Here is a 25,474-nt window from a genome sequence, read left to right as displayed (position 1 = left end):
GCGGCCGACGGGAGCGCCGCGCAGCGCCGGGGCTCGTGCCCGAAGGACACCGCGACCCGAGGCGTTCGTGCACCCGGTCAGAGTGCCCTCGCGCGTACCAGGGCGGCGAACGCCCGGTGGACGGCGACTGCGTCGGCGGGCGCGGGCGGGTCGGCCCGGCACCGCCGCAGGTGCCGCAGCAGACCCTCGTCGGCCAGCGCGCCCTCGTCGAGCAGCCGGTCGGCCACGTCGGCCGGCCAGACCCAGGTGCCGTCGGTGCGCAGGTGCGCGGTCAGGGCGGGCGCCGACCGCAGGTGGGTGACGAACGCCGCGATCTCGTCGTCGTCGACCGGGAGCCGGGCGTCCCCGTCGGCGGCCAGGTGCACCTCGCCGGGCGGCTGAGGAGCCCAGATCAGCGCGGACCGGGACCGGGCCGCCCACTGGTACGCGGGCAGCGGCAGGTCGGGCCGGTACACCTCGACCGGCGCGGCGTACCCGGCGTCGGCGAGGGCCTGCTGCCCCCGGTCGGCGATCGCGGGCAGTTCGTCGTCGGGCGCCGTCGCCTCGACCAGGTAGACCCGCACGGCGTCCGCGGTGCCGTCCGGCCCCCGGGTGATCCGCCAGCAGCGCCACACCCCGGCGGTGCGCGCCGGGTCCAGCACGTCGAGCAGCGCCCGGTCGAGGTCGTCCACGGTGCCACCGGCGGTCTCGTCCACCACCGGCGGCGCGGCCGTCGCGTACAGCGGCAGGTCGGCCGGCGGGAACGGGACGAACAGGGCCGTCGGTTCGGCGTCCACGTTCTCGTCCGCAGCCGGTTCGGGCAGCAGCGGCGTCTCCGGGGGCAGCAGCGCGGTGAGCACCGCGATCTCCGCCGCTGACTGCGGGAACGCGCCGAGCAGCCGTGCGGCGCAGGCGCCGTGGTCGCCGTGGGCGAGCAGGCCACGCAGGCCGGCGAGGTCGCCGTCCGGGATCCGGCCCGCGGCACGCAGGCAGAGCAGGTGCAGCAGACCGGTGCTCATCGCGTCGCCGCCGTCTCGTGCAGGAAGGCGGCGGCCAGCCGGGCGGGCGCCGGGCCGCCCGGGTTGACGAGCACGTCACCGTCACCGGCCGCCCCGGCCAGTTCCGCCAGGTCCAGCAGCCGCCACCCGGGCGCCGGCACCGGCTCCCGGTGGGGTTCGCCGGTGGCGACCACCACGCACCGCTCGTCGCCGGGGGCGCTGACGACGAGCGGCCGCCCGTCGCCGTTCACGGCCAGGTGCAGGGGGGACGCGCGCAGCACCGACCGCAGGTGAGCCGGCTGCGCCGCACCGGCCGCGACCAGGCGCAGCAGCGCGTCGACCGGGTCGGTGGGGGAGTCCGGGAAGTGCGGGCGGTAGTCCGGGTTGCGCCGGAACTCGCCCACCTCGCCGTCCGCGCCGACCTGCCACACCCCGACGACCGCCTCGAACGGCGGTTCGTCGTCCTCGCCTGCCGGCCACTGCGGGTCGAGCAGGAACAGGAACTCGTCGTCGCTCATCCGTCCGTGTCCTCGTCGGCGAACCGGAGGGCGTGCCAGACGATCGCGGCGGCCAGCCGTACCGGCTCGGGGCCGTTCGGGTCGACCAGGACGTCGATGCCGTCCGGAAGCAGCTCGGCCAGCTCGGCCGCCTCGACCCGGCGCCACCCGGGCGCGAAGGTGCGGGCGCGCTCGTCGGCCGAGGTGGCCACGACCACGCACGGCAGGTCGTCGAAGGAGCGGACGACGAGGGGACGGCCGTCGCCGTTCATCGCGAGGTCGAGCGGGGAGGCGCGCAGCGCGGACTGGACCTGATCGATCGCGGCGTCGCCGCGCATCATCCGGTGCAGCAGCACGTCGAGCGGCTCGGCGCCGTGGGTCATGGTTCCTCCAGGTGGCGGCGGCCCGCCGCGACGGTACGGTCACGGCGGGCCGTCCGTCCGGCTCAGGCGAACGGGTCCGGTGCGGCCGGGACCGGCACCGGAGGCAGTCCCTCCCGCGCGGCGTACTCGTTGAGCCAGCGCTCCAGCGGCGGGCCGGACGGCGCCACCCACGGCTCGGCGCCGTTCTTCGGCACGACCAGCGGGCCCACCGCGAGCGTGTCCATGATGTCGCCGGTCTCGGTGGCCCGGACCGTGTTGAACGGGTACACCCAGCACCACTCGTACTCGGCCGGTGCGTCCGGGGCGAGCAGCGTCAGCGGCTGCTCCGGGTTCTCCAGCCGGCGCAGCGCGGTCTGCGCCCGGGTGCGGGCGTCGTCGGCGTTCATCGGGTAGTCCTTCTCTGTCGTGGTTCGTCTGACGGGATGCCCGCCCCGGCCGCCGTGACGGCCGGGGCGGGCGGCGGGTCACCGCCGGGATACTGGAGCGGTGTGCGGTTCCGGCAGGGAACCGCCGGACGAGGTGGACACTGTGGCGCCGTTCGCCACCCGGCCGGCGGCGTCGTGCTCCAGCCGGGCCTGCGAGCCGCCGTCCTCGGCGGGGACGACCCGGCCCGCAGCGTCGTACGCGATGCGCGTCACCGACTCGCCGGTGCGCCGTTCCACCACCCGGCCGAGCAGGTCGTACGTGTAGTGCGTGACCTCGCCGGCCGCGTCGGTGCGCTCGACGAGCTGCCCGGCGGCGTCGTAGACGTACCGCTGGGTGCGGCCGTCGAAGTCGGTCTCGGACACCATCCGCCCGTTCGGGTCGTACGTGTAGCTCCACGTCGCACCCGCCGGGTTGGTGACACGCACCAGCCGCAGCTCGGTGTCGTACGCGTACTCGGTGCGGTTGCCCTCGTCGTCGATCTCGGCCGTGACCAGGTCGAACGCGCCGTACTCGCGGATCGTCCGGCGGCCTGCGGCGTCGACCCACTCGACCAGGTTGCCCTCGCCGTCGTAGAGGAACTCCTCGACCGAACCGTCCGGGTTCTCCCGCCAGGCCAGGTCACCCTCCAGCGTCCAGCCGAACTCGGTGAGACCGGTGTCGTCCTGGATGCTGAACAGGCGGCCGAGCGCGTCGTAGGTGTACTCCGTCTCGCCCTGTCCGGTGCTCACCGCGGTGATCTGCCGGGCCGTGTCGTGCACGACGGCGGTCGGTCCGACGTGGGTGGTCGTGCCCCGGCCGTCGGCGGCCGGCTGCTCGTACCGGACCACCTCACCGGAGGCGTCCACCTCGGCGATCAGCAGGCCGTCCGGGCCGAACTGGCGGTTGCGGGTGCTGCCGTCGAAGTCGGTCCAGGACACCGCGCGACCGAGTTCGTCGTACGTGGTGACGGACCGGCTGCCGTCCGGCCGGGTGACCGCGACCAGCCGCCCGTACGCGTCGTACTCGCTCGCGGTGGTGCGGCCCAGCGGGTCGGTCGTGGACCGCAGGCGGTACGCCTCGTCCCAGACGTTACGGGTGGTCGCGCCGAGCGCGTCGGTCTCCGCAACCACCTGGAAGCGGTCGTTGAGCTCGTATACGCGCACCGCGCCGAGCGAGTCGGTCACCACCGTACGGCCCGGCTGGTAGTCGAACCGGTAGCGCAGGTAGCCGCCCTTGCCGTCGGTGGCGACGCACCGGCCGGCCTCGTCGTAGGTGTACGTGTACCACTCGCCGTTGCGGTCCTCCCAGCGCACGAGCCGCCCGTCGGCGTACGTGAAGCGCTCGGGGTCGCCCGAGGAGTTCGTCACCTCGATCAGGTTGAGGTCGGCGTCGTAGCCGAACTGCGACGCCGCCATCAGGTCACCCGCCGCGTTGGGCAGCGAGACCATCGTGACCAGCCCGGCGGACGAGGTGAACGCGATGGTGGCCCCGGTGGACGACAGCAGCTGCGTCGGCGTACCCCGGCGGTCGCGGTGGATCGTCCAGCGGACGCCGCCGTCGGTGACGTCGGTGAGCAGCGACTCGGTGCGCGATGCCGCGGCGAACAGCAGGCTGCGGCCGGACGTCGGATCGGTCAGTAGCCACCCGCCGCCCACCAGCCGGCGCAGCGGCAGCGTCCGGCCGGTCTCCGGCTGCGCCACTTCACCCTCCGCCGGTAGCGGGTAGGTGAGCAGCGAGCCGTCGGCGGCCAGGTACCGGACCTGCTCGCCGTCGACGATGATCCGCTGGTCGAGCGTGGAGGCCCAGGCCCGGCCGAACGACCGGCCCCACCGGTAGTCGGAGCGGTAGGTCCGCTCCAGCGTGAGCCCCGGCATCACGGCGTCGGTGTGGGTGAGGATCATCCGGCCGGTGGTGACGTCGATCGGGTCACCCACGGTCGGCGTCTCCGCGGTGGTCTTGGCCACCGCCTCGGGTGCCACGCCGGCGAACGTCTCGGTGGTCGGCGAGAAGTCCGTCATGTCCACGTCGGAGTCGCTGTCGCGGACCGAGGCCATGTCGACGTCGCTGTCGGCGTCGCGGACCGAGGCCATGTCGACGTCGGAGTCGGCGTCGCGGACCGAGGCCATGTCCACGTCGCTGGACGGGCCGGGCACCGGGTCGCTGGTCCGGATCAGGACGACAGAGCCGTCCGGTCCGATCTGCGGCAGCGTCGCCAGACCGGGCACCTGCGAGTCCTCGAACGTCACCCGGCCCCGCGAGTCCTTCGACACGTTCACCACGTGGCCGACGGTGCCGGGACCGCCCGTGCGGAAGCCGACGATGCCGTTGGTGCCGTTCGGCATGGCGCCGAGCGCGTCCACCAGCCCCTGGAGGGTGCCGACCTCCTCGGTGGTGCGCCCCGGGTACTGCTTCTGGAGGTCGCTCAGCTCCCTCGGCTGCGTCTGCGACGGGATCTGGGTGATCAGCCCGGACTGCTTGTAGCTGTCGACCGCCATCGTGAGCGTGATGCAGTCGTTCTGGTTGCCGGCGTCGCGGGACTGGTGGATCTGCCGCAGGTGCCGCCGGTCCGCGTCGTTGAGCGTCTCGAGGTCGGCGGCGGTGTTGGCCGTGCCGCCGTGCGAGTTCGCCGCCATGATCTGCAACGTCGACCCGTTGCTCAACGGGACGTCCCGGGACAGCGCGTCCCGGAAGGTGTCGAGGATCCGGTTCTGTGCCTGCGGGTCGCCCTGCGCCGCTGCCAGCTGCTCGGCCAGCGGCGTCGTGGTGTCCGCCTGCGTCGCGGCAGAGGCGGTGCCGATGCTGACCGGGCCGGTCTGCTGCCCCTGGAAGCCGTACTCCTGGCGACGGCCCCGCCGGTGGCTGCTGCCGCTGGGGCGGCTCCGGTCCCGCGGGCTGCGCGACCGGTCGCTGCGGTCACGGCTGCCGCTCGGCTCGCCGTCGACGGCGAACGCGTGCGTCGTGGTCCGCTGCGGCCTGCGTGTACCGGTGATCAGCTGATCGGGCCGGGGCCGCTGCGACGGCGGAACGTAGTCCTCCTCGCTGGCGTAGCCACGACGGGCGGGGCCGTACCAGTGACCGACGTTCTCCCAGTAGTGCTGTGCGCGTTCGCTCCTCGCCAGTGAGTGGATCTCCTGGAGCGCGTTCGCCGCCTCGTGGCGCTCCTGGGCGTAGCCACGGGCCTGCTCCGCGAATGTGACCACGGTGGCGAACTCCCGGCCGGCGGCGCTGGTGATGGAGTCCAGCGCCGTGAACCCACGGAGGTAGTTCGCGATCTGGCCGGCGGTCCGGCGACCGCCGTCTGCCTCCGCGCCGATCCGGTCACCGAGGCCGGTCCCCTCCGCGTTGTTGTACGGGCGGTTGCCGACCATCGGCTCGTTGAAATGACCGTCCCGGTTGCTGCGCGGCCCGGTACGCGGGCGGTGCCCGGTGCTCGCGTACAGGTCGGAACGGATGCTCTGGTAGCTCTGGTACGCCGTCGAGGACGTGTCGGCCAGCGTCGTCTGCGAGGCGAAACCGACAGTGTCGAACCAGGCCTGGGCCTGCGCGGTGACCTGCCCGACCGGTGTGCTCAGCGGCGGCGGCGACGGGGTGTCGCGCTGCACGTACTCGTAGGTGACGGTGCCGTCCGGGTTGCGCCTGGCCTCCCGCACCCAGGTCGGCATGCCGTAGAGCGCGCTCGGCGGTGGCGGCGCCGCGTTCGTGGGCAGGCTGCTGGGCGTCTGGTCGGAGGGCGCGGCGAGCGCCGGCTCCACAGCGGCCAGCGGGTGCGGCGTCGTCGGAGCCGGCGTGCAACTGGTCAGGCCCAGCGGGTCGGCCACGGTCAGCGGGTTGCTGACGTACGCGGTCGGGTTCGGCCCGCCGGACAGGCCCAGCGGATCGGGGCTGACGTACCGGCCGGTGGCCGGGTCGTAGTAGCGGAACCGGTTGTAGTGCAGGCCGGTCTCGGCGTCGACGTACTGGCCGGGGAAGGCCAGCGGCGTCGCGGTCCGGTCCGCGCCGCGTCCCCACAGGTCGCCCCGCGACCACCAGCGCAGCCCGCCGCCCGGCTCGACCAGGTGGGTCGGGGTGCCGATGGTGTCGGTGATCACCGCGCGGAGCGTGCCGTCGTCGGTCTGCGCGACCGGCACCGCCGCGTCCGGACGGTAGTCCCACGTGGTCGTGGTGGTGGCGCCGGCGGCGTCGCGGTGCGTCTGCTCCAGCATCAGGTCACCGGACCAGGCGAACGACACCTCCTCCAGCACCCGGTCGCCGTCGCCGAGACGCTGCTTGGCGATACGCCGGCCGAAGCCGTCGTAGCGGTAACGCCAGCGGTCACCGCCGGGCGTGACGGCCAGGACCAGCCGGTCCTCGGCGTCCCACTCGAAGCGCCACGCGCCCGCGTCGTCGACCCGGCCGGTGAGGCGGCCCTTCGCGTCGTAGGAGAACGTCGCGTCGTCGGAGCGCACGAGCATGGTGCCGGTGAACTCCCAGCGCCCGCCACCGGCGCCGACCAGGTTGCCGGCCTCGTCGTAGTCGTACCGCTGCGGGACGTCGCCGTCGACGGCCCGGACGCGGCCGGTGTCGTCGGCGGTGAAGGACTGGTCACCGGCGAGCGAGTCGGCGATCGCGGTGACCCGGTCGGCGGCGTCGTAGGTGTAGCGGCGCTCGGCGGCGTCGGCGATGTGCTGCCCGGTGAGCCGCCCGGCCGCGTCGAAGGTCTGCCGCAGCGCGACCAGGCCGCCGACGGTCCGGCCGATCTCCCGGCCGGCGTCGTCGTGGGTGAAGCCGAGCAGGTGCTCCCCGGCGGTCAGGCTCTCCGGGCGGCCGGCGGCGTCGAACGTCCACCGGCTCGACCGGCCCGACGGCGTGGTGCGCGCCTCGACCGTGCCGGAGGCGGTGTACGAGGTGCGCACCGTCCGGCCGTTGATCGTCTCGGACAGCACCCGGCCCTCGGCGTCGCGGGTGAACCGCACCTGCGCGTCCGGGCTGAGCACTGCCGCCACGTGGCCGTCGGCGTCGTACTCGACGCGGGTGACGGCGTCGCCGACCCGGCGTTCCACGACCCGGCCCCGCGCGTCCCAGCGGTAGCGGGTGACGGTGCCGGCGGCGTCGGTGTGCGCGACCAGCCGGCCCGCCTCGTCGTGCTCGTAGCGCTGGGTACGGCCGTCGAAGTCGGTCTGCCCGCACAGCCGGCCTGCCGCGTCGTACTCGTAGTGCCACGTCCGGCCCGCCGGATTCGTCACCCCGATGAGCCGTAGTTCCGTGTCGTACGTGAACTCGGTGCGGTTCCCCGCCTGATCCACCCGTGCCGTGGGTAGATCGAAGGGGCCGTACTCGAAGCTCACCGCCCTTCCTGATGCGTCGATGACGTCCACCAGATTCCCTTCACCGTCGTAGAACCACCGTTGCGTGGAGCCGTCCGGGCGGACCCGCCACGCGAGATCCCCCTCGGCGGTCCAGCCGTACGTCGTGACCGCGCCGTCCGGGGCCCGGGTCGCCCGGACCCGTCCGAGCGCGTCGAACTCGATGTCGTCCGCGTACGCGGGCGGGCGCGGCGGGACCGGGTGGGTCGAGCCGTCCGGGAGGGTGAGCGTGCGCGCCTCGTGGTCGAAGCGGGTGACGCGACCGAGCGGGTCGGTGCGCGACAGCAGCCGGTGCGCCGCGTCCCACTCCTGCCGGACCGTCCCGCCCAGCGGGTCGACGATCGCGGTGACCAGGTGGCGCTCGTCGAACTCGTACCGGGTCACCTCGCCCAGCGAGTTCGTCACGTGCGTGACGCCGTCGTCGTACCGCAGGGAGTAGCGCAGGACGTCACCGCCGCCGCCGGCCCGGACGCAGCGGCCCGCCTCGTCGTAGTCGTATCCGAACCACTCGCCGTTGCGGTCCTGCCAGCGCACGAGCCGGCCCGCCTCGTCGTAGCGCAGCCGCGTCTCGTGTCCGGAGGAGTTGCGGACCTCGACCAGGCGCCGCCTGTCGTCGTAGCCGAAGGAGGGGAGGTGGACGGTGCCGTCGGCGGCGCGGACGTGTGCGCCGACGACCAGGCCGCCGGTCAGGTGCGGCACCACGACCAGGCCGGACGCGGAGAGCAGCAGGTGGGGCGTGCCGTCGGCGGAGCGTTCGATCCGCCACCCGGTGCGGTCGGTGACCACGTCGGTGAGCCAGGAGTCGCCGTGGGCGTCGGCGGGCGCGAACAGCAGCGACCGGCCCGGCTCGGTGAGCAGCCAGCCGCCGCCGGCCAGCCGGCGCAGCGGCCCGCCGGGGCCGGCGACCGGCAGCGCCTCGTCGCCCTCGGCCGGCATCGGGTACGTGTGGATCGAGCCGTCGGCGGCCAGGAACCGCGCGTACGTGTCGTCGGTGACGACGCGCTGGTCCAGCGTGGAGGCCCAGGCCGGGCCGAAGCAGCGGCCCCACCGGTAGTCGGAGCGGTGGGTCCGTTCCAGGGTGAGCCCCGGCAGGCGGGCGTCGACCTCGGTGTAGAGGACCCGGCCGGTGGTGACGTCGACCGGGTCGCCGACCACAGGGGCCTGCGCGGTGGGCGTGGCCACCTCGGCGGCGGGCACGTCCACCGGCGGAGCCGGGGCCGGTGGTGGCGGGGCCACCTCGGCCTCGTGCGCACGGTAGGCGTCCCACCAGGCGTTCTCGGCCTCCGTCACGGACTGCTCGGCCTCGGCGACGGCGTCGGCGTCCGCGTCCGTCCGGGAGGCCAGGCCGTCCAGGCGGGCCGCCGCGGCCGACAGCTTCTTCGCCGCGTCGGCGACGGCGAGCGCGGAAGCGCGCAGACCGGGGGAGAGGTCCCGGCCGATGACGTCCCGGGCCGCCGCCTCGTCCAGCCGGACCACGAAACCGCCGGGCACCCGGACCTCCGTGCCGGCCCGGTGCCGGCCCGCGGCGTCGCGGGAACGCGCGACGAAACGGAACTCGACGTCGTACTCGACCGCGGCGGTGAGCTTGTCGTCCGGGTCGGTGCGCCGGGCCGGCTTGCCGGTCGTGCTGACCGAGACCTTGCCCTCGTCCTTCACCTGGGCGCCCGGGTCGGTCCGGTAGAGCTGCTGCTCGACCAGTGTGGCCGCGTTGACGGCGGCGAAGTCCTGCCGCTCGCCCACCCGGCTCGCGCCGCCCGGATGGCCGACGCCGCCGACGACGAGCGGCCCGGCCGTCTTCAGCGCGAACGAACGTCCGGCGGTCTGCTCGTACTCGGTGTCCGCGGCGCGTTTCGCCGAGCCGCCGATCTTCACCGTGGCGTCCGCGCGCAGGAGCTTCGGGCGGGCCACCAGCCGGGCGTCGAGGAACAGGTCGCGGCCCAGCCCGGCCGGCATCGGCAGCGGGTACGCGCCGGTCAGCATCGCCGGCAACGCCTTGATCCGGCTCACGGTCAGTGTGTCGCGCAGCGCCGCATCGACGTCCCTGCCGGGTGCGGCGCCGGAGGCGACGAGCGCCTGCCGGGCCGCATCGTGCAGGCCGGGCAGGTCGACCAGGACGTCCTCGACGGCGAACCGGCCCGGCTCGGGCAGCCGGTCGAAGCCGGCCTCCTCGCGCCATCGCCGCCGGCCCTCGTCGGTGGTCTGCCCGGCGGCGACCGGTGTGACCGGGCCGGACACGGCCAGTTTCCTGCCCTCGGTCGCCGAGTACGTGGTGACGTCGTGGACCGCGTGGACCGACACGCCGCCCTCGGGCAGCCCGCGCCCGGTGACGGTGACGGTCAGGCGGACCGCCCCGCGGTACGTGGGCACCGGGCCGGACACGGTCAGCGACTGCTCGTACGTGCGGCCGGTGCGCTCGATCGCCTTGGTGGCCTGGTTGCCGAGGGCGGCGGTGCCGGTGAGACCGGCGGCGACGGTGCCGGAGGCCGGGCCGTGCCCGGTGGTGCGGGTGGCGTCGTCCTGAACCCGGTCGGTCTCGGTGCCCTGCGCACGTCCGGTCAACGTGACCTGCGCCGCCGTCCGCGACGTCGTGCGGGTCTGCGCCTCGCCGACGACCGCGCGGTCGGTGACGGACAGTTCGTCGACAAGGTCGATGCCGGTGAAGCTCGGCTCGCCCACCGGCTCGGCGGTGAGCGTGACGTCGTACGTGGCGCCCCGGAAACGCCGCTCCAGCCGTACCGTCTCGCTCCGGCCGCCGTTGAGCGCGTCGGCCAGGTGCAGGTGGGCGGCGCCGAGGAAACCGGTGCTGCCGAGCCCTCGGATCGGGTCGTCCGGGCCGCGGTCCCGGGTGGACGGCAGGATCGCCTGGGCGAGTTCCTCGCTCGACTCCCGCGCCAGGGCACGCCGCAGGTGCGGGATGCGATCGGTGAGGTCGATGTGGGTGGTGACGCCGCCGATGCCGAGGGACCGTTCCGGTCCGGCCCGGAACTCCGGTTGTGCCGCGTGGGCCGGTGCGCCGGGGCCGGCGGCGTCCTCGTTCTGCCGCTGCTGTGCCTCGCGTACCAGGTCGCGTTCCCGCTGCTGCTGTTCGGCCTGCTCGGCCCGCTCCCGCTCCTGCGCCGTCCGCAGCGCGTCCGTGGCCGCCTCGTGCGCCGCGGCCAGATCCTCGCGTTCGCGCCGGTGGCGTTCCTGGAGATCGGCCAGGTAGTCGTCGGCGAGCTGCCGGCCCGCCGGGCTGACGCGGCGGTCCCGCCGGACCCGGTCCACGTAGGCCTGCACGTCACGCAGGTCGGTGTGCTGCCGCCGCAGCAGGTTCCCGAGTTCCGTGGCCTGTTCGCGCGCCATCCGGGCGAGCTGCTCGCGCTGCTCGGCGCGGAGCGTCTCGGCGTTCTCGGCGTGCCGCAGGTGCAGCCGTACGTCGGCGGTGCCGTGCCGGCGGGCGCGGTCGCGGTCCTGGAGTCGTTTCAGCTCCGCCGGGGTCATCCGCATGACGACAGCGCCGGGCAGGGTGAGCCGCCGGCCGGCCCGCCGGGCCGGTGTGCCGGGCCAGCGGCCCAGCGGACGCAGGTTGCTGTCGTGCCGGGCCTCGGCGACCACCTCGGCCTCGACGTCCACCCGCACCAGCAGCTCGCGTTCGGCCCGGCCGCCGCCGAGGCGCAGCTTGGAGACCCCGGAGGCGCTGCGCTCGCTGATCCGGCCCCACGCCCGCCGCCACGGTGTGACGGACAGGATGACAGCGCCCCCGGGCCGGCCGGTGCTGCCGCCGTGGTCGGCGACCGGCCCGCTGACCGACGCGACGCCGGTGCCGGAGACGCTCAGCTCGACCGCGCGCGCGTGAGTGGTCTTGCGGGCGGTGCCGCTGGCGAAGGTCCGCTTGACGCGGGCGAACTCGGCGCCGTCGAGCACCGCCGGGTTGGTCGGGCGCAGCCGTACCCGCACGTCGGCGCGGGCGTCGGCGGCCCGGCGGCCGTGCCACAGGTTGCTCAGCGCCAGCGGGCGGCTGAACAGCTCGGCGTCACCGGTGAGGCGCTCGGGCGACAGCTCGTCGGCGACCACAGTGGAGATCCGGCCGTCCTCGGCGGCGTAGATGTCGTCCCGGGCGGCCTCGCGCAGCGTCTCGACCACTGCGTCCTGCAACCGGTCGGCGCCGACGAACGACTCCACCCGGCGTCCGTCGAGGTCGTGCGGCCCGCCGGTCATCCGGTTCAGCGGCGGCGGGTACGCCATGGTCTCCACGTCGCGGGGGACCGGGCTGGGCTCCGCGCCGGGGCGTTGCCGGGAGACCCGCGACTCCGGGACGAGCATGCGCACGTCGAGGCGGTGCGTGCGGGGGCGCTGCTCTGATGCGGCGACGACGGTGGGCACGTCCCGGCCGTACGCCCCGAACGACAGCTGCCGGCCCGCCTGGTTGACCCGCACCGTGGACGTGGTGGTGACGGTGAGGTCGAGGGTGGCGGCGAACTCGCGCAGCCGTACCCCGGTGGGCTTGCCCTCGTCGTCGAGCGCCGGCCCGTGGTCGCTCTCGGTGGACTGCCCGCCGGTGACGGCGCTCTCGTCGGTGGTGCCCCAGGTGACCGCGGCGCGCGGTCCGCCGAGCAGCGTCGAGGCGGCCTGACCGAGCGGGCCCAGGATGCGTGGCTCCAGGCTCAGCTCGGCCGACCGGCTGTCGTCGCGGGCGCTGGTGACTGTGGACCTGGCGGTCCGCTTGGCGGCGGTGCCGATCTTGTCGTGGTCGAGCAGGTCGCCGTCGGACACCTCGCCGAGGCTGCCCTTGATCGTCACCACCGTGACGTGGTCGTGGAACGTGCCGGTACGGATCAGCGGGATCTTCAACCCCGGGCCGACGATCCGGTCCGCCAGGTGGCGCAGCTGGTCGGGGGAGAGCTGCGTGCGCAGGTCGGTGGCCCGGGTCAGTGCCGCCTGAAGCTCGGGGGTCAGCCCGTCGGCGAGCTGCTGGTCGCCGAAGTGCCGCAGCGTCTCGTCGCGGGTGGCCAGGCGGAACCGGTCGTGACCGGGCACCGACCGCACCGCGTCGGCGACCGTCTCGTACAGGCTCCGGTCGCCGACCCGGGTCAGGTACGCGCCGCCGAACGACTCACCCCGCTCGATGCGCGTCGGTGCGAAGTGGGTCCGGTCGGTGCCGCGCCGTCCGCGCCACTCCCGGCCGTCCGGGTCGAGGGCGGTGCCGGGCAGCCGGTCGCCGGTGGTCCACTGGAGCGCGTCGACGGAACCGGACAGCATCCGCGGCGCGCGGCCCAGGACGCGCACCTGGACGCCGTACTCGACCCGGTAGCGGACGCCCGGCGCGGTGCCGGTCACCGTCTGCTTGCCGCCGGTCCGCTCGGTGATCGTCCGGGTGGCGCCACGCTCCCGGCCGCCGCCGATCCGCGGCCCGACGACCAGGCTCAGCGGCGCGGCGTCCACTCCGGCGCCGGCGAGGCCCCACAGCCCCCACTGCCGCTTGGTGGCGGCGGCGCTCGTGCTCTCGGCGGCGAGCGCGGACGTGTCGACGTGCGTGAGCCCGTCGACCCGCTCCACCTCCTCGACGTGCCGGGCGACCAGGCGGACCTCGACCTGCCGGGCGCGGCCCGGGAAGAAACGCCGCCAGCCGCTGCGCGCGGCGCGCGGCAGCGAACCCGACCGGACCCAGCCGTCGTGGACGTTCGCCGGGTCGGTGACCACCATCGCCGGCAGGCTGCCGGAGAACGTCGCGTCGCTGAGCAGCTTCTGCATCACCGGGCGGCCGGGCGCGCCGATCCGCACGAGGTCGGCCATGCCGTCCTCGGCAAGGATCGCCTCCACCTGGTCGAAGAACGTGGCGCCCGGATCGGCCGGCCGGCTGCGTACGCTCTCCACCCCGAACCGGGCCGGCACGGGCGCGCCGAGCGCACGGTCCGCGGCGGCCGGCGCTGTCGCGTCTGCCGTCCGCAACCCCGTGTGTACGGCGAGAGCGACGCTGCCGGAGGTCTCGACCGGTTCGACGGCGGGACGGCCGGGCCGCACGAGCCTTGCGACGAACCGGATCGGCACCGTCACCTCGGTCAGCCCGGTGACCTTGACCGTGGTGGTGGACGTGTAGGTGTCCTTGTGGGCGGCGGAGTGCTCGGTGGTGGGCGCCGTCGGCACCGAGCCGCCGACGCCGACGACGACACCGGGTATCGCGGTGACTGTCACCTTCGGCTCGACCCGCCGGTCCCGGTTGTGGCGCAGCGTGTGGGTGAGGTTCTCCCGGTTCTTGGCGGACACCTTGCGCGGGTCGTCGTGGGCCCGGTCCACTGTGAGCGCGTCCCAGTCGAGGACGGCGGTGACCCGCAGCTCGGCCGGCCGCCCGTCGATCGTGACCGGGTACGGGCGGCCCTCGCCGAGGAACTGGTCCACGTCGTCGCGGCTGTCCGCCTCCACGGCGGCGACCACGTCGTCGGACAGGCCGGGGTCGAGGGTCCGCAGCACCGCGCCGAGTGCCACGTTCTCGGTGGCGCGTAACTGTTCGGCGAGGCCGAGGGTGCGGCTGTCCCGCAGGTAGGAGGGCAGGCCCCGGCGTACCGCGTCGGGCGACGGCAGCGGCGCGGTGGTCCCGGCGGCCGACGACGTCCCGCCCGCGGTGTCCTCCGCGGCGGTGGTCTCTTCTGCGGCGGTCTCTTCTGCGGTGGTGGTGTCGTCGGCGGCCGACCGGGTGGCCGGGTCGTCGGCCGGCGTGGACGTGGCGAGACCGTCGTCGCTGTCGTCGCTTCTGTCGTCGTCGAAGCCGCCGTCGAAGCCTCCGTAGCCGTCGTCGTCGCCGAACAGGTCGAAGCCGCCGGAATCACTGTCGCTGTCGGTGTCGCTCGCCGGGGCCGACGGAGGTGGCACATGGCGTGCGTAGGTGACGTGACCCGACGGGTCGATCGTGCGGAGCAGCTCCAGCCGTCCACGGGGCCGGGCGCCGACCACCGGGTAGTCGCGCGGCGTCCCGGCCGGGTCGTCGTACACGACGAGGTGCACCTGGGTGCCGCGGGCGGCGGCGAACTCGACCACGTCGTGCGCGTTGGCGATGCGCTGCCGTTCGGCGTCGTCGACCGGCGTGTCGCGGCGTTGCTCCCCGGGGTCGGGGGCGAGTACGGCCCGGACGAAGTGGCCGTTGTGGTACGGGTTGCGCTGCCGCATCGCCGCGGTCTCGTCGAGACTCATCGTGTCCCGGCCGGCGTGCAGCGTGCGCATCCGCAGGTCGTCGGCGTCACCGTCGGGCAGCGCGTCGGCGATCGCGTCGTAGAGGGAGCCGGACTGCCGGTCGAGCCCGCCACGGTCGGCGACGGCGGTGGCGGCGGCGAACTCCTGCTGGATGGTCCCGGAGTCGTTCGACGTCGCGACGAGGTGCGCGGCGACGAGGCGCTGGCTGTCCGGCAGGCCGACGGTCCGGGCCGGCCGTGCCGGGTCCAGGTCGGGATCGAACTCGGGTGGGACGTCCGGCGCCGTGGTGGTGTCCGGCGCCGGCAGCGAGACGGCGGTGACGTACCTGTTGTGTGGTTGCGCGCCGAGCTGCCGCAGCTGCTGCGGCGTGAGCGTCTGCTGCCACGTCCACGACGGGCCGGGCACCACGACGGTGGGTGCGGCGAACGGCTTCGGGGCGGCGAGGTCCGGCCTGCGCAGTTCGGCCCGGTACTCCTTGAAGCCGGTGCCCTCGGTGTAGAACAGCTGCCGGTTGACGTTGGTCGGCACGGCGTGCGACTGCGGCAGGAAGTTGCCGACGGCGAAGTCGGCCGCGAGCCGGGACAGGTCGGTGGGCGTGGCGGCGCCCACGAAGTCCGTCATGAAGGCCAGGTCGCGGTCGGGATGCCTGTTGTTCTGCGAGTCGACCTGGACGTCGACGGTGAGGACGTCCGCCGGCAGGCCGGCCGGCGTCGCCGCGCCGTGGGCGACGGCAAGCTCCTCGCCGTACGCCCGGTGCAGGCTCTCGGCCAGCAGGAGGAACTCCGCGCCCGCGTCGCCGAACCGGACCTCGGGCCGGCCCAGGGTGAGCAGGCCGTCGACGAACAGGTTCGGCTCCGGCGAGTACGGCAGCATCGGGTGGACCGTCGCCTGCCGGTCCCGGGACCGCATGTCCTCGTCCACGGCTGTGGTGAAGTCCCGGACGAAGGCGTCCCGCCCGGCCTGCGTGTCGAGCTTGGCGAGGCCGTTGCGCACGGCGGCCAGCTTCTGCTGCTCGGTCGTGCGTTCGCTGCCCGCGGGGAGGCCGGCGATCCTCGCCCGGTGGTCGCGTGCGCGTCGTTCCAGCCGTTCCCGGGTACGCCGGATCAGCTCCTCGGTGTCGCCGACGCGGTATCCGCCGGAGATCATCATGGGCCGGGCCGGTGGCTCGTCCTGCGGTCCGGTCGCGTCCGGGTCGAAGCGGGTCCGGCTGTCGATGCGGTCGAACACGTGGGTGCCGTCGGCCGTCGTCCGGGCGCCCATGTCGAAGTCCTGGATCGACACGTACGGGTAGCGCCGGGCCTCGCCGTCCGGACCGCCCTGCGCGAGGCCCTGGATCGCGGCGACCGTGTCGGGGTCGCGGAGCACCTGGTTGCGGGTGCGGCCGTACGGGAACTTCCCGTTCTTCGTGCCGACCGCGTAGCCGTTGACCGCCACCGGCACGTCGAGGTCCTCGGCGAGCCGGGCGGCCCGGGCGACCGCGTCCCGGAAGGCGAGGTCGGGCACCTCGGCGGTGGTGTTGACGCCGAAGACGAACGCGACTGTGGTGCCCGGGGCGAGTCCCTCGGTGACGGCACGGACCACCTCGGGGATCTGGTCGACGTCGTTGGCGGGCAGCATCGAGTTGACGACGAACCCGATCGGCGCGCCGTCGTCCTTGAGGTCGGCAGTCTCCTTCCGGTAGTTGCCCGGACCGACGTCGCGGGTGTGCCGGGTCAGCTCGTCGAACCGCGCGTTGCGGCCGCCGGGCACCCGTACCGGCTCGAACCGGACCGGCGCCGCCCGGGGCGGCAACCCGCCGCGGTCGGGTGAGAGCACGTCGCGCTGCTGACCGGCGATCCGGTGGACGTTGCGCGCCAGCAACCGCGGATCGTTGCCGGGCTGCCGCGTGGTGGTCGCCATCAGCGAGTTGTCGCCCTGGACGAAGGTGCCGTCCAGGGCGCGGTCCGCCACCGAGTACTCGTCGCGCAGACCGAGGAAGTGCCCGATCTCGTGCGCGAGGTCGAGGTCGGAGGAGTGCGTCGACCAGGTGGTCTGGGTGGTCGGTGACGGAGAGCCGTGCAGCGCCACGACGGCGTGTGCCTCGCTCGGCCGGGTCACGAACTCCACTGTGACGTTGAGCTGATCGGCGCCGATCCGGAAGCCCTGGTTGTAGATCGCGTCGAGCGCGTCGCGTACCCGGGTCTCCACGTCCGGCCGGGCATCCGCCGCCGCGTCGTCCCGGGGGTCCAGGAAGACCTTGACCGTGAAGTCCTGCACGTTGCGGTCGCCGAGGTCCAGCACCCGATGGTCGTACGCGATGCGGTTGTCCACCGCGTCGAGGCGCAGGCGGGGCCGGTCGCCCGCCGGAACGGTCAGGCCGGCCTGCTCGTACGAGCGGGCGACCACGTCGGGCACGCGGGTGTCGGGATGGAGCCCACGGTCGATGACGTCGTACGCGCTGGTGTTCGCGATCCGCCGTGGCGCGGTGTCGTGCTGCTCGGCGCGTGCCTGGGAGATCTCGTCGCGGGTCTTGGGCGTGGGGAACCGGTCCGGCAGGACTCCCGGGACGCGCAGGGTGTTGTCGGCCGGGGGAGCGCCGGGCGCGGCGTCGGTGCGCGGGCGGGCGTCCGGGTCCAGCGGCAGGCCGGTGACCGTGGCGAGGGCCTGGTCGACCTGGTCGGAGCCGGTCTGGCCGAGCGCGTCCCGCCACCCGTCGAAGTACGTGCGGACACCGCCGTCGTCGTCCTGGACGAAGTCCCGCACCGTGGCGGGGTCGCCGCCGTTCCGCAGGTACTCCGACGCGTTCACGAGCAGGTCGTGGCCGCCCTGGGCGGAGTCGTTCCGGACCGACGCGGGCTCGTGATCCCACGGCCGGGTGTCACCCACGGAACCGGTCACCGAGAGCGTGGGCCTGCCCTCCGCGAGCGACTCCTGCCATGTGTTCGCGCCCTCGGTGACCACGAGCGTGGCGCGGTCGCGGAGACCGGCCATCTGCTCGGGTGTGATGCGGGGCAGCGCGGCGACGTGGACGTCGGCGTTGCTCGTGGTGAGGACCCGCTCGTCGTTGCCGAGGACCAGGACGACGGTCTTCCGGCCGGGCCGGGCCGCGGCGGCCAGCCGGTCGACGACCTCCTGGTGCGGGGGAGTGTCAGGCGTGTCGCCGTAGTAGACGAGCACCACGTCGGTGGCGTCGTCGTCGACCACTGCCGCGAGGTCGTCGGCCCCGGGGATCCCGGTGGCGGTGATGACGTCCCGGGCGGCCGGCCGGGTGGAGGGCGGCGGGCGACGGTAGGACGGCACCCCGGTCGAGGTCTCGTCGAGTTCCGCCTCGACCGTCCCGGTGGTGCTGCGGACCTGCCGGGGGAACTGGTCCCACAGGAACGGCTGGAGCGTGACGACGTCGTGGTCCCTGCCACGGGCGGCGTCGCGCAGCGGACCGGCCCACGCCTGCTGGAACCACTCCCGCTTCTGCTCCGCGGTCCACTCCGAGCCGTCGTCGTTCTTCGGTACGTCGACAGCCGGCAGCACCGTCAGCACGTCGCCGTCAGGGAGCAGGCGGGCGGCGAGCTCGTCCATGCGCAGGCTCTGGGTGTTGCCCTGCTCGCGGATCTTCTTCTCGCGGAAACCCTTCTGCCGGTCCACCTGCCACGCCTTGGCCCGTGGCGCGCCGGGCCAGTCCGTCGTCTTCCAGGCTTTCTCATTGGTGCCGGGCGGCCCCTGCGGTCGCATGACGACGTCCATCCCACCGCGGTGGCCGGTCCACTCCCGGTGGAACAGGTCGTACGAGCCCGCCGGTGTCTCGAACTCCTCCTGCCGGCCGAGCTGCTCGGCGTAGAAGGGCGTCTTGTTGCCGGGATAGGTCAGCACGACCGTGCCCCGGTAGCCGGTGGCGGCCAGCCCGTCGAGCATCGCGACCGTCGCGGCCTGGTGTCCCACGCCGGGTGACCCCTGGTCCACGACGTGCACGACGCCGTACCTCTCGTTCAGCTTCTGGCCGACGGGGGTGGGCGAGGGCCTCGGGTCACGGTGCCGCAGCGTGGCGGGTGAGAGGTCCGTCGGGGTCAGGTCGACGGCCTGAGTCGTGGGACCGGCCGACGGCGGTGGCGGCATGCCGGGTGGTGGCGGCATGCCCGGCGGTGGTGGCGGTGGGAGCATGCCCGGCATACCGGGTGGCGGTGGCGGTGGTGGCGGCATGCCCGTCACGCCGGGCGGTGGTGGCGGCGGCGGTGGCGGGGCCGGGGCGCGGGACGGGATCTGCGGATTCGGACGCGGGTCCGGCGTCTGGTCGTGCGCCGTCTGCGGCACCGGCAGGTCGCGCACCGGGCCGGCGGTCAGCGCGGCGTCGTGGATCGTCGCCAGATCCTGCGCGGTGAGATAGTCGACCGGCCCGGTCGAGGTCGCGGCCTGCTCCGACGACGTCGGCAGGGCGCCGACGTCGACGCCCATCACCCCGGGACGGTCGACTGTGGTGAACAGGTGCTCGGGGGCCTGGTGACCCTCCTTGGCCCCGAGGTAGTGCATCACCTCGTGCACCATCACCGAGAGACGGTCCCCGGTGTTCCACAGGTGCTGGTCGGTGCTCACCCCGGTCTCCGAGGTCACCTCGACCGGCGGGTTGCGGCGCGGATCCGCCTGCCAGTCGCGGGTCATACCGTCGCGCCACGGAGGCGTGTCGACGACCAGGTCGATGTGCAGCAGCCGGCCGTCGGGCAGCGTGTACCGGCCGTTGACCATGTCGTCGACTGTGCGCTGCACCGTCTCCGCGAAGTCCCGCAACTCCCGGGGGGACATCTGGTCGTTCTTCGAGACCAGATCCAGGTGTACGTCGAACGACCGGTAGTCCCTGCCGTCGGCGGTGAACTCCCGGGTGGTGAAGTCGATAGTCGTGATCTCGCCGCGCAGCAGGTGCGTGCCGGGGACGACGGTGTCCTTCCAGGGCACGTACCGCTCGGTGCGCAGCCGCTTCGGTTCCGCGCTCGCCTTGGCCTGCCGGAACTGCGGGCTCCGCTCGGCCCGGCTGGGCGCGGCAGGGTCCGCGACGGCGAGCGGCGGCGCTTGCACGCTTCGCGACCCGTCCGGCGTCGGTTCGGCGGTGTCGCCCTGTCCTGGCGTCGGTCCGTCCGGCGTCGGTGCGGTGCCGACGGCGCTCGTGTCCGTGGCGTGTTCCGCCACCGTGTCGGCGGTGGCGTCCACCGAGGCGTCCGAGTGGACGTCGCTCGATGTGGCGTCGGTGGTCGGGCCTGGCACCGCGACCGCCTGCTCCCCTGTGGACGGCGTGCCGACACCCGGATCGGTGGCCGGGGAGGCGACCACGGCCGGGCCGTCGACCGAGATGCCGTCGACGGGCGCCATCGGTGGCGGGGGCGCGGCGCCGACGACGCCGCGTGGGGGAGCGGTCGGCTGGCCGCTGGTGGTCGAACTCGACGACGGCGTACCGGTGGCCGGGGTGCTCGTGGTCGACGTGCCGGTGCTCGGCGCGCTGGTCGGTGGGCTGGTCGACGGCGTGCTCGCAGACGGGGTGCCGGTGCCGGTGCTCGATGCGGTGGTGGTCGGCGTGACGGTGGTCGGCGGTGCGGTGGTACTCGCGGTGCCGGCGCTCGGTGTGGTGGTGCTCGCGGTGCCGGTGCTCGGCGTGGCTGTGCCTGGCGTGGTGGTTGTCGGGGTGCCTGTGCTCGGTGTGGCGGTGGACGGTGCGGGGTCGGCCGGGACGGCCACCGGGCCGGCAGTGGTGGCGGGCGAGGTCACGGGTGCCGGGGTGTCGGCACCGGCTGTTCCGCCGCTCGACGTCGGAGTGTCGAAACCGGGAAGTCCGCCGCCGTAGGGCGCGGCGACGTCGGCGCCCGCTGCCGGGGTGCCGATCGTGGGCGTACCGGTGCCGGTGCTCGCCGGGTTGCCGCCCGGCGTACCCGTCGAGTCGGCGCGCGGTGCCGTGGCTTCGCCGCCTGCGGCCGGGCCCGGCCCCGTGGCGACACCGCCGACCCCACGCGGGTCGGCGCCGGCGCCCGGACCGGCCGTGCCGGGCCCGCTCGGGGTCTGACCTCCGACGCCGTCGGGGCTCGCGCTGCCGTTCGATACGCCCGCTTGCGACCCGTCGCGGACCTGACCACCGGCGGTCTGACCATCCGCGGTTGGACCGCCCGCGGTCTGATCTCCCGCGGTTTGGCCGCCCGGAGTCTGAGTGTCCGGGGTCTGACCGCCCGCAGTTTGGCCGCCTGCGGTCTGACCGCCAGCGCTTTGGCCCCCGGAGGTCTGACCGCCCGGGGTCTGAGCACCCGCAGTTTGGCCACCCGCAGTTTGGCCGCCCGCGGTCTGGCCCCCGGGAGGCTGGCTGCCCGGAGCGGTGCTTCCGGCGCTGCCCTGACCGGTGCCCTGGTTGCCCGGACCCTGGTCGCCGGAGCCCTGATGCGCCGGCCCCTGACCCCCGGCGTCGCCCGGGCCGGACCCCTGACCGGCACCGCCTCCGGCGACCGGGCCGCCCGAGGGCTGCGGACCCGGGCCGCCGCCCTGACTGCCCGGGCCGGCGGAGGAGCCGACGGGTGGGGGCACGGGTGGTCCGTCCACGGCCGTGGGCGGAGGCGTGGGAGCGGTGGTCGTGAGGTTCTTCGTCTCGATCGTCGGCGGTGGCGCCCCGGCACCGGCGCCCGGGCCGTAGCTCTGGCCGACCACTGTGGCGTAGTGGTGGGCCATTCCGCCGATCATCGACGACGTCATGGTGGCCCACGGGTTGAAGCCGCCGCCACCGACCATCATGGTGAACAGGCCCTCGAACAGCGTCTCGGCGAGTGCCGACAGCCCTTCCCGCGACAGGACACTGTTGTTGATCTTCGGGAAGAACTTGCCGCCGATCATCTGCACGCCGCTGACGCCCGCGCCGATGAACGCGCCTCCGGCGAACGCCATCGCCAGGTCCTTGTAGTCCAGGGACTTGCGGTTGCCCTCGATGATCTGCGTGACCTGGGCGGCGGCGCTCTGCCAGAGTTCCTCCAGGCCCTCCTGGAACGCCTCCCAGGCCAGCCGCATCAGCATGTTGCGCAGGCGCTGGCGGAACAGGCTGATCAGCGCCCCGACGATCTCCTGACCGATCTTGATCAGGGCGGGCACCGCCGCCGCGCCGAAGCCGGAGGCCAGCGCGATGGCGATCTCCACGACCTGGGTGAAGGCCGCGATGACGATGTTGTACTGGGTGTTCTCCGAGTCCAGCGCGAAGTTGTAGGCCGAGCCGCCCAGTGCCAGCGCGATGTTGCCGCCGGCCGGCACGTTCTTGGTGATACCGACCTGGTACTGCTGGAACGCGTCCATCGCCGGGCCGGACAGGCTCCCGGCCAGCCCGTAGCCGAGGTTGGCGGTCGCGCCCATCCCGTTGAGGATGGTGCTGCTGAGCGCGTACAGTTCGTCGCCCATGGCCCGCAGGGCGGCGGGGTCGGCCTTCGGGTACTCCTCGCCGACGGCGACGAGGATCAGGTCGTACGCCCACTGCCACTGCGGGTCGTTGGGGATGTGGAAGTCGGGCATGTCCTACCGGGCGCGGGTGGGTGGCTCAGGCGCCGGGGATGATCGGGGTGGGCGTGCCGTCGGGCGCGTAGCTCAGGTACAGCGGCTGGTAGCCGGGCGCGGTGGGGTCCACCGAGGGGTTCTCCTTGACGACGAAGAACCGGCCCTGTCCGGGATCGATCGCCCTGCCGTCCGGCGTGGTGACGGGTGTGCCGGTCAGCGGGGTGATCGAGTCGTAGAGGTTCGCGTCCACCCGGGTGCTGCCGTCCTCGAACGGGTTGAGCGCGATCAGCCGGTACCCCTCGGGCAGCGGCCGGCCGCCGACGTGCGCGGTCGCGTACTCCGGCCGCACGGAGTAGGACGAGATGGCCGGAGTGGCGGCGGTGAGCGGGGTCAGCGCCTCGGCGGGCTCCAGCGGCAGCAGCGGCGTGCCCTGCTGCTGCGGGAGGAGCCTGGCCCGCTCGGCGACCGGCTCACCGGCCGGCTCGCCGACCGCCAGGCGGCGGGACAGCAGATGGGGCCGGCGCGGCTCACCCTCCGCCGTGGGCTCCAGCACCGGGCCCGCCACCGTCCGCCTCGCGTACGTGGGTCCGTCCAGGCCGTCGAAGTCCTTGGCCATCTTCCGGCTGACGTCCAGGGCGGCCTCGTCCGCCTCCCGGTATGCTCGCCCGCTCTCCTTGAGGCCCTGGGCGGTGTAGTGCAGGGTGCCCTTGACGCCGCCGATGATCGCTTCGAGGTTGTCCAGGCCCTGGAGGAACTTGGTCGAGAACTGCTCGCCCATGTCGTCGTCGCCCCAGGCGTCGGCGTACCGGGCGCGCAGGGCGGTCAGCTGGGAGAGGTAGGACTCGTAGAGCTGCACGTGCGACTCGTACGCCTTGCCGAGCCCCTCCACGCCGTCCGGGTCGACCCACAGCCGCCCGCCGGGATTGTTGCTGATCATTCGGGCCCCCGGGTCAGGAGTTCCCGCACGCTCGTCACCATGCGGGGTTCCTTGGGCAGGAACGCGTCGGCCCCGGCCTGGCCCCGGACCAGTTTGTGGGCGTCGAGGCCGTCCGGCAGCATCGGCGCGAGCACGTCGGCCGCCTGGTTCATCACCTGTTCCTTGGCGTCGGCGTAGGTGTCCATGATGAGCCGCGTCAGGTCGGCGGTGGTGAGCCGCTTGTGGGCGCCGGAGGGGAACTGGATGTCGGTCAGCACGCCGTTCTGGCCGACGGTGACGCTCACCTCGCGGCGCGGTGACGTCGCGGTGGCCGAGAGCGCGCTCATCCGGGCCTGCATCTCGGCGAGGCTGGTGCGCTGCCGTTCGTACTCCTGGAACAGGCCTTCGATGCGCTCGCTGTAGTTCACGACGGACCACTCCCTCGACGTCGCGGTCCAGTGAAGACGCCACGACCGTCGCGCCGGAACTCCGGCCGGGGATCAGTGCATGAAAGTGCAACCACTCTTCCCGGGCTGTCGGCCGGTGGCGGCGGTTGCGGGGGCGCTGCCGTGCAATGTTGGGTGACGTTCGGACATGGTGGCGCGACCGGGTTGCCGCGGGGCGCGGCCGCGGATCAACACTCTTCCCTGCCACCTTTCCCTGACATGAGGAGTCCGGCCGTGACGATGCCGACCGTCAGTACCACCGAAGAGGGTATGCAGCGGGCTGCCCAGGAGTTCTCCGACAAGGCCACCGCCTTCACCGGCCAGCTGCGGGCCGTGAACGGGCAGATGGCCATCCTGATCTCCTCCTGGACCGGCCAGGCGTCGCAGGGCTTCAACCAGGCGATGGACAACTGGGAGAACGCGTTCCAGCGGGTGATCAACGAGCTGCTGAACATGCTCGAGGTCATGGGCGTGACCACCAAGGGCTACCAGACGGCCGAGGACGAGGCGTCGAGCGTGGCCAACTCCTTCGGCGCCGCCCTGCCGGGCATCTGAGCCGTACCCCGACCCCCGACCTCCCGAGAGGACTGACGTGTCCAACTACACCTTCGACTTCGTGCAGGCAGACGCCGTGCTGACCGACATGAACCGCATCAACGGCCAGATCCAGTCGTCGCTGGAGGAGATGGAGCGCACTGTCGAGGCCAGCCTCGCCCAGTGGACCGGTGCCGCCCAGGAGCAGTACAAGGTCTCGAAGCTGGCCTGGAACCAGGCGGCCGACTCGATGGTCGGCTACCTGGAGCAGGCCCGCATGACGCTGCTGCAGATCTCGGACAACTACGGCACCACCGAGCAGCGTCACGCCATGATCTGGAACGACGTCCGCGGCGGCTGAACCGCCGGACGGCCGCCGCGGACGCGGCGTGGCGGCCGGCGTCGTCCGTCCCCGGCCCGGTGAGCTAGACGACCCGGGCCGCTGGGGTCTGTGCCAGCGTTCCGCCGTCGACACCCGAGTGGAGTGAGCTCCTTGGCCCGCATTGACTGGGGATACCCCAACGACAAAGCCATCAGCGCGATGAACGCCTACGGCATGGGCGACGCCGCCATCGGAAAGCCGGAGGGCACCACCCAGGCGGCGTACGACTCCTGGATGGCCTTCTACAACAAGCACCAGAACAACCGCACCGGGGTGAACTACGAGCGGTGGAAGGACGAGGTCCGCGCCGAGCATCCGGAGTGGATCGAGGCCCGCGAGTGGTACGACAAGAACATCCTCGACACCGACGGCTGGCGGAACCTCGTCAAGACGTACAAGGACAAGATCACCGACCCGTCGAACGTGACGCCGCCCGCGTTCACCGACAAGTCCGACTGGATCGACGAGGATAAGACCCCGACGAACTCGGGCTTCACCCCGCCGACAATCAACCCGACGTTCAAGGGTGACACCGCCTCGACCAGCGGGGTCGCGGTGAACACCGCCGCGCTGGAGTGGTTCGCCAAGGAGATCCTGGGCAAGATCACCGGTGCCGGGAACATCCTGCTCACCACGGCTGACCAGGTGGGCGCGATCGACCCGCGTCCCGGTGCCTTCGCCCGGGCCGAGGTGCTGCGGCAGGCGGTCGTCGGGGCGACGGCCCAGGACGGCGGCGTCAAGGGCGACATGAAGGACATGCTCGTCAACATGAACACCGCCCTCCTCGCGGTGCAGACCGCCCTGCTGAAGATGGCCGCGGACTACCGGAACCTCGAAGAACTCAACGCGCTGACCACCGACAAGCTCGGCGAGATCATGGGTGACTCCTTCAAGGGCCTGGACAACCTGAGCACCTACGGCCAGAAGATCATCAAGACCGACGGCAACTGACGCG

At 73.5% G+C, this 25,474-nt stretch carries 10 protein-coding genes; 3 read left to right on the top strand and 7 right to left on the bottom strand.

Going from position 1 to position 25,474, the window contains the following annotated elements:
- Nucleotides 1-77 precede the first annotated feature (77 nt).
- From FB454_RS02370 to FB454_RS02340, 7 genes are all read right to left on the bottom strand, one after another.
- Nucleotides 78-998 (bottom strand): hypothetical protein, encoded by a 921-nt coding sequence (locus FB454_RS02370; protein ID WP_145822373.1) that lies wholly within the window; start codon nt 996-998, stop codon nt 78-80.
- Nucleotides 995-1,495, bottom strand: coding sequence for a type VII secretion system-associated protein (locus FB454_RS02365; RefSeq protein ID WP_013476333.1), 501 nt, complete (start codon nt 1,493-1,495; stop codon nt 995-997). Before FB454_RS02365 ends, FB454_RS02370 begins: the two co-directional genes overlap by 4 nt.
- Nucleotides 1,492-1,857, bottom strand: a complete 366-nt coding sequence (locus FB454_RS02360; RefSeq protein ID WP_091326911.1) for a type VII secretion system-associated protein — start codon at nt 1,855-1,857, stop codon at nt 1,492-1,494. The genes FB454_RS02365 and FB454_RS02360 overlap by 4 nt, the downstream gene beginning before the upstream one ends.
- Nucleotides 1,858-1,919: 62 nt before the next feature.
- Nucleotides 1,920-2,243: a YrhB family protein gene (locus FB454_RS02355; RefSeq protein ID WP_013286993.1), complete on the bottom strand. Its 324-nt coding sequence runs from the start codon at nt 2,241-2,243 to the stop codon at nt 1,920-1,922.
- A gap of 78 nt (nt 2,244-2,321) precedes the next feature.
- Entirely contained in the window at nt 2,322-22,259 is a 19,938-nt protein-coding gene (locus tag FB454_RS02350; RefSeq protein ID WP_145822372.1) for a DUF6531 domain-containing protein, read from the bottom strand.
- 25 nt (nt 22,260-22,284) lie between these two features.
- A complete protein-coding gene (locus tag FB454_RS02345; RefSeq protein WP_030268273.1) occupies nt 22,285-23,178 on the bottom strand; it encodes a WXG100 family type VII secretion target in 894 nt (297 codons plus the stop codon).
- Nucleotides 23,175-23,585, bottom strand: a complete 411-nt coding sequence (locus tag FB454_RS02340) for a YbaB/EbfC family nucleoid-associated protein (protein ID WP_013286990.1) — start codon at nt 23,583-23,585, stop codon at nt 23,175-23,177. The genes FB454_RS02345 and FB454_RS02340 overlap by 4 nt, the downstream gene beginning before the upstream one ends.
- Before the next feature lie 252 nt (nt 23,586-23,837).
- On the opposite strand from FB454_RS02340, the gene FB454_RS02335 reads away from it, so the two are divergent.
- The 3 genes from FB454_RS02335 to FB454_RS02325 all read left to right on the top strand — a co-directional run bounded on the left by FB454_RS02335 (nt 23,838) and on the right by FB454_RS02325 (nt 25,470).
- The gene (locus FB454_RS02335; RefSeq protein ID WP_013286989.1) at nt 23,838-24,158 is read left to right on the top strand and encodes a WXG100 family type VII secretion target; all 321 of its coding nucleotides are present in this window, start codon (nt 23,838-23,840) and stop codon (nt 24,156-24,158) included.
- 37 nt (nt 24,159-24,195) lie between these two features.
- Complete coding sequence (locus tag FB454_RS02330; RefSeq protein WP_013286988.1) at nt 24,196-24,498, top strand: WXG100 family type VII secretion target; 303 nt, start codon at nt 24,196-24,198, stop codon at nt 24,496-24,498.
- A 132-nt stretch (nt 24,499-24,630) separates the two neighbouring features.
- Entirely contained in the window at nt 24,631-25,470 is an 840-nt protein-coding gene (locus tag FB454_RS02325) for a hypothetical protein (protein WP_145822370.1), read from the top strand.
- Nucleotides 25,471-25,474: the final 4 nt, after the last annotated feature.

The sequence above is a fragment of the Micromonospora sp. CNZ297 genome (genome assembly GCF_007827625.1).
This window is presented reverse-complemented; position numbering and strand designations above follow the sequence as displayed.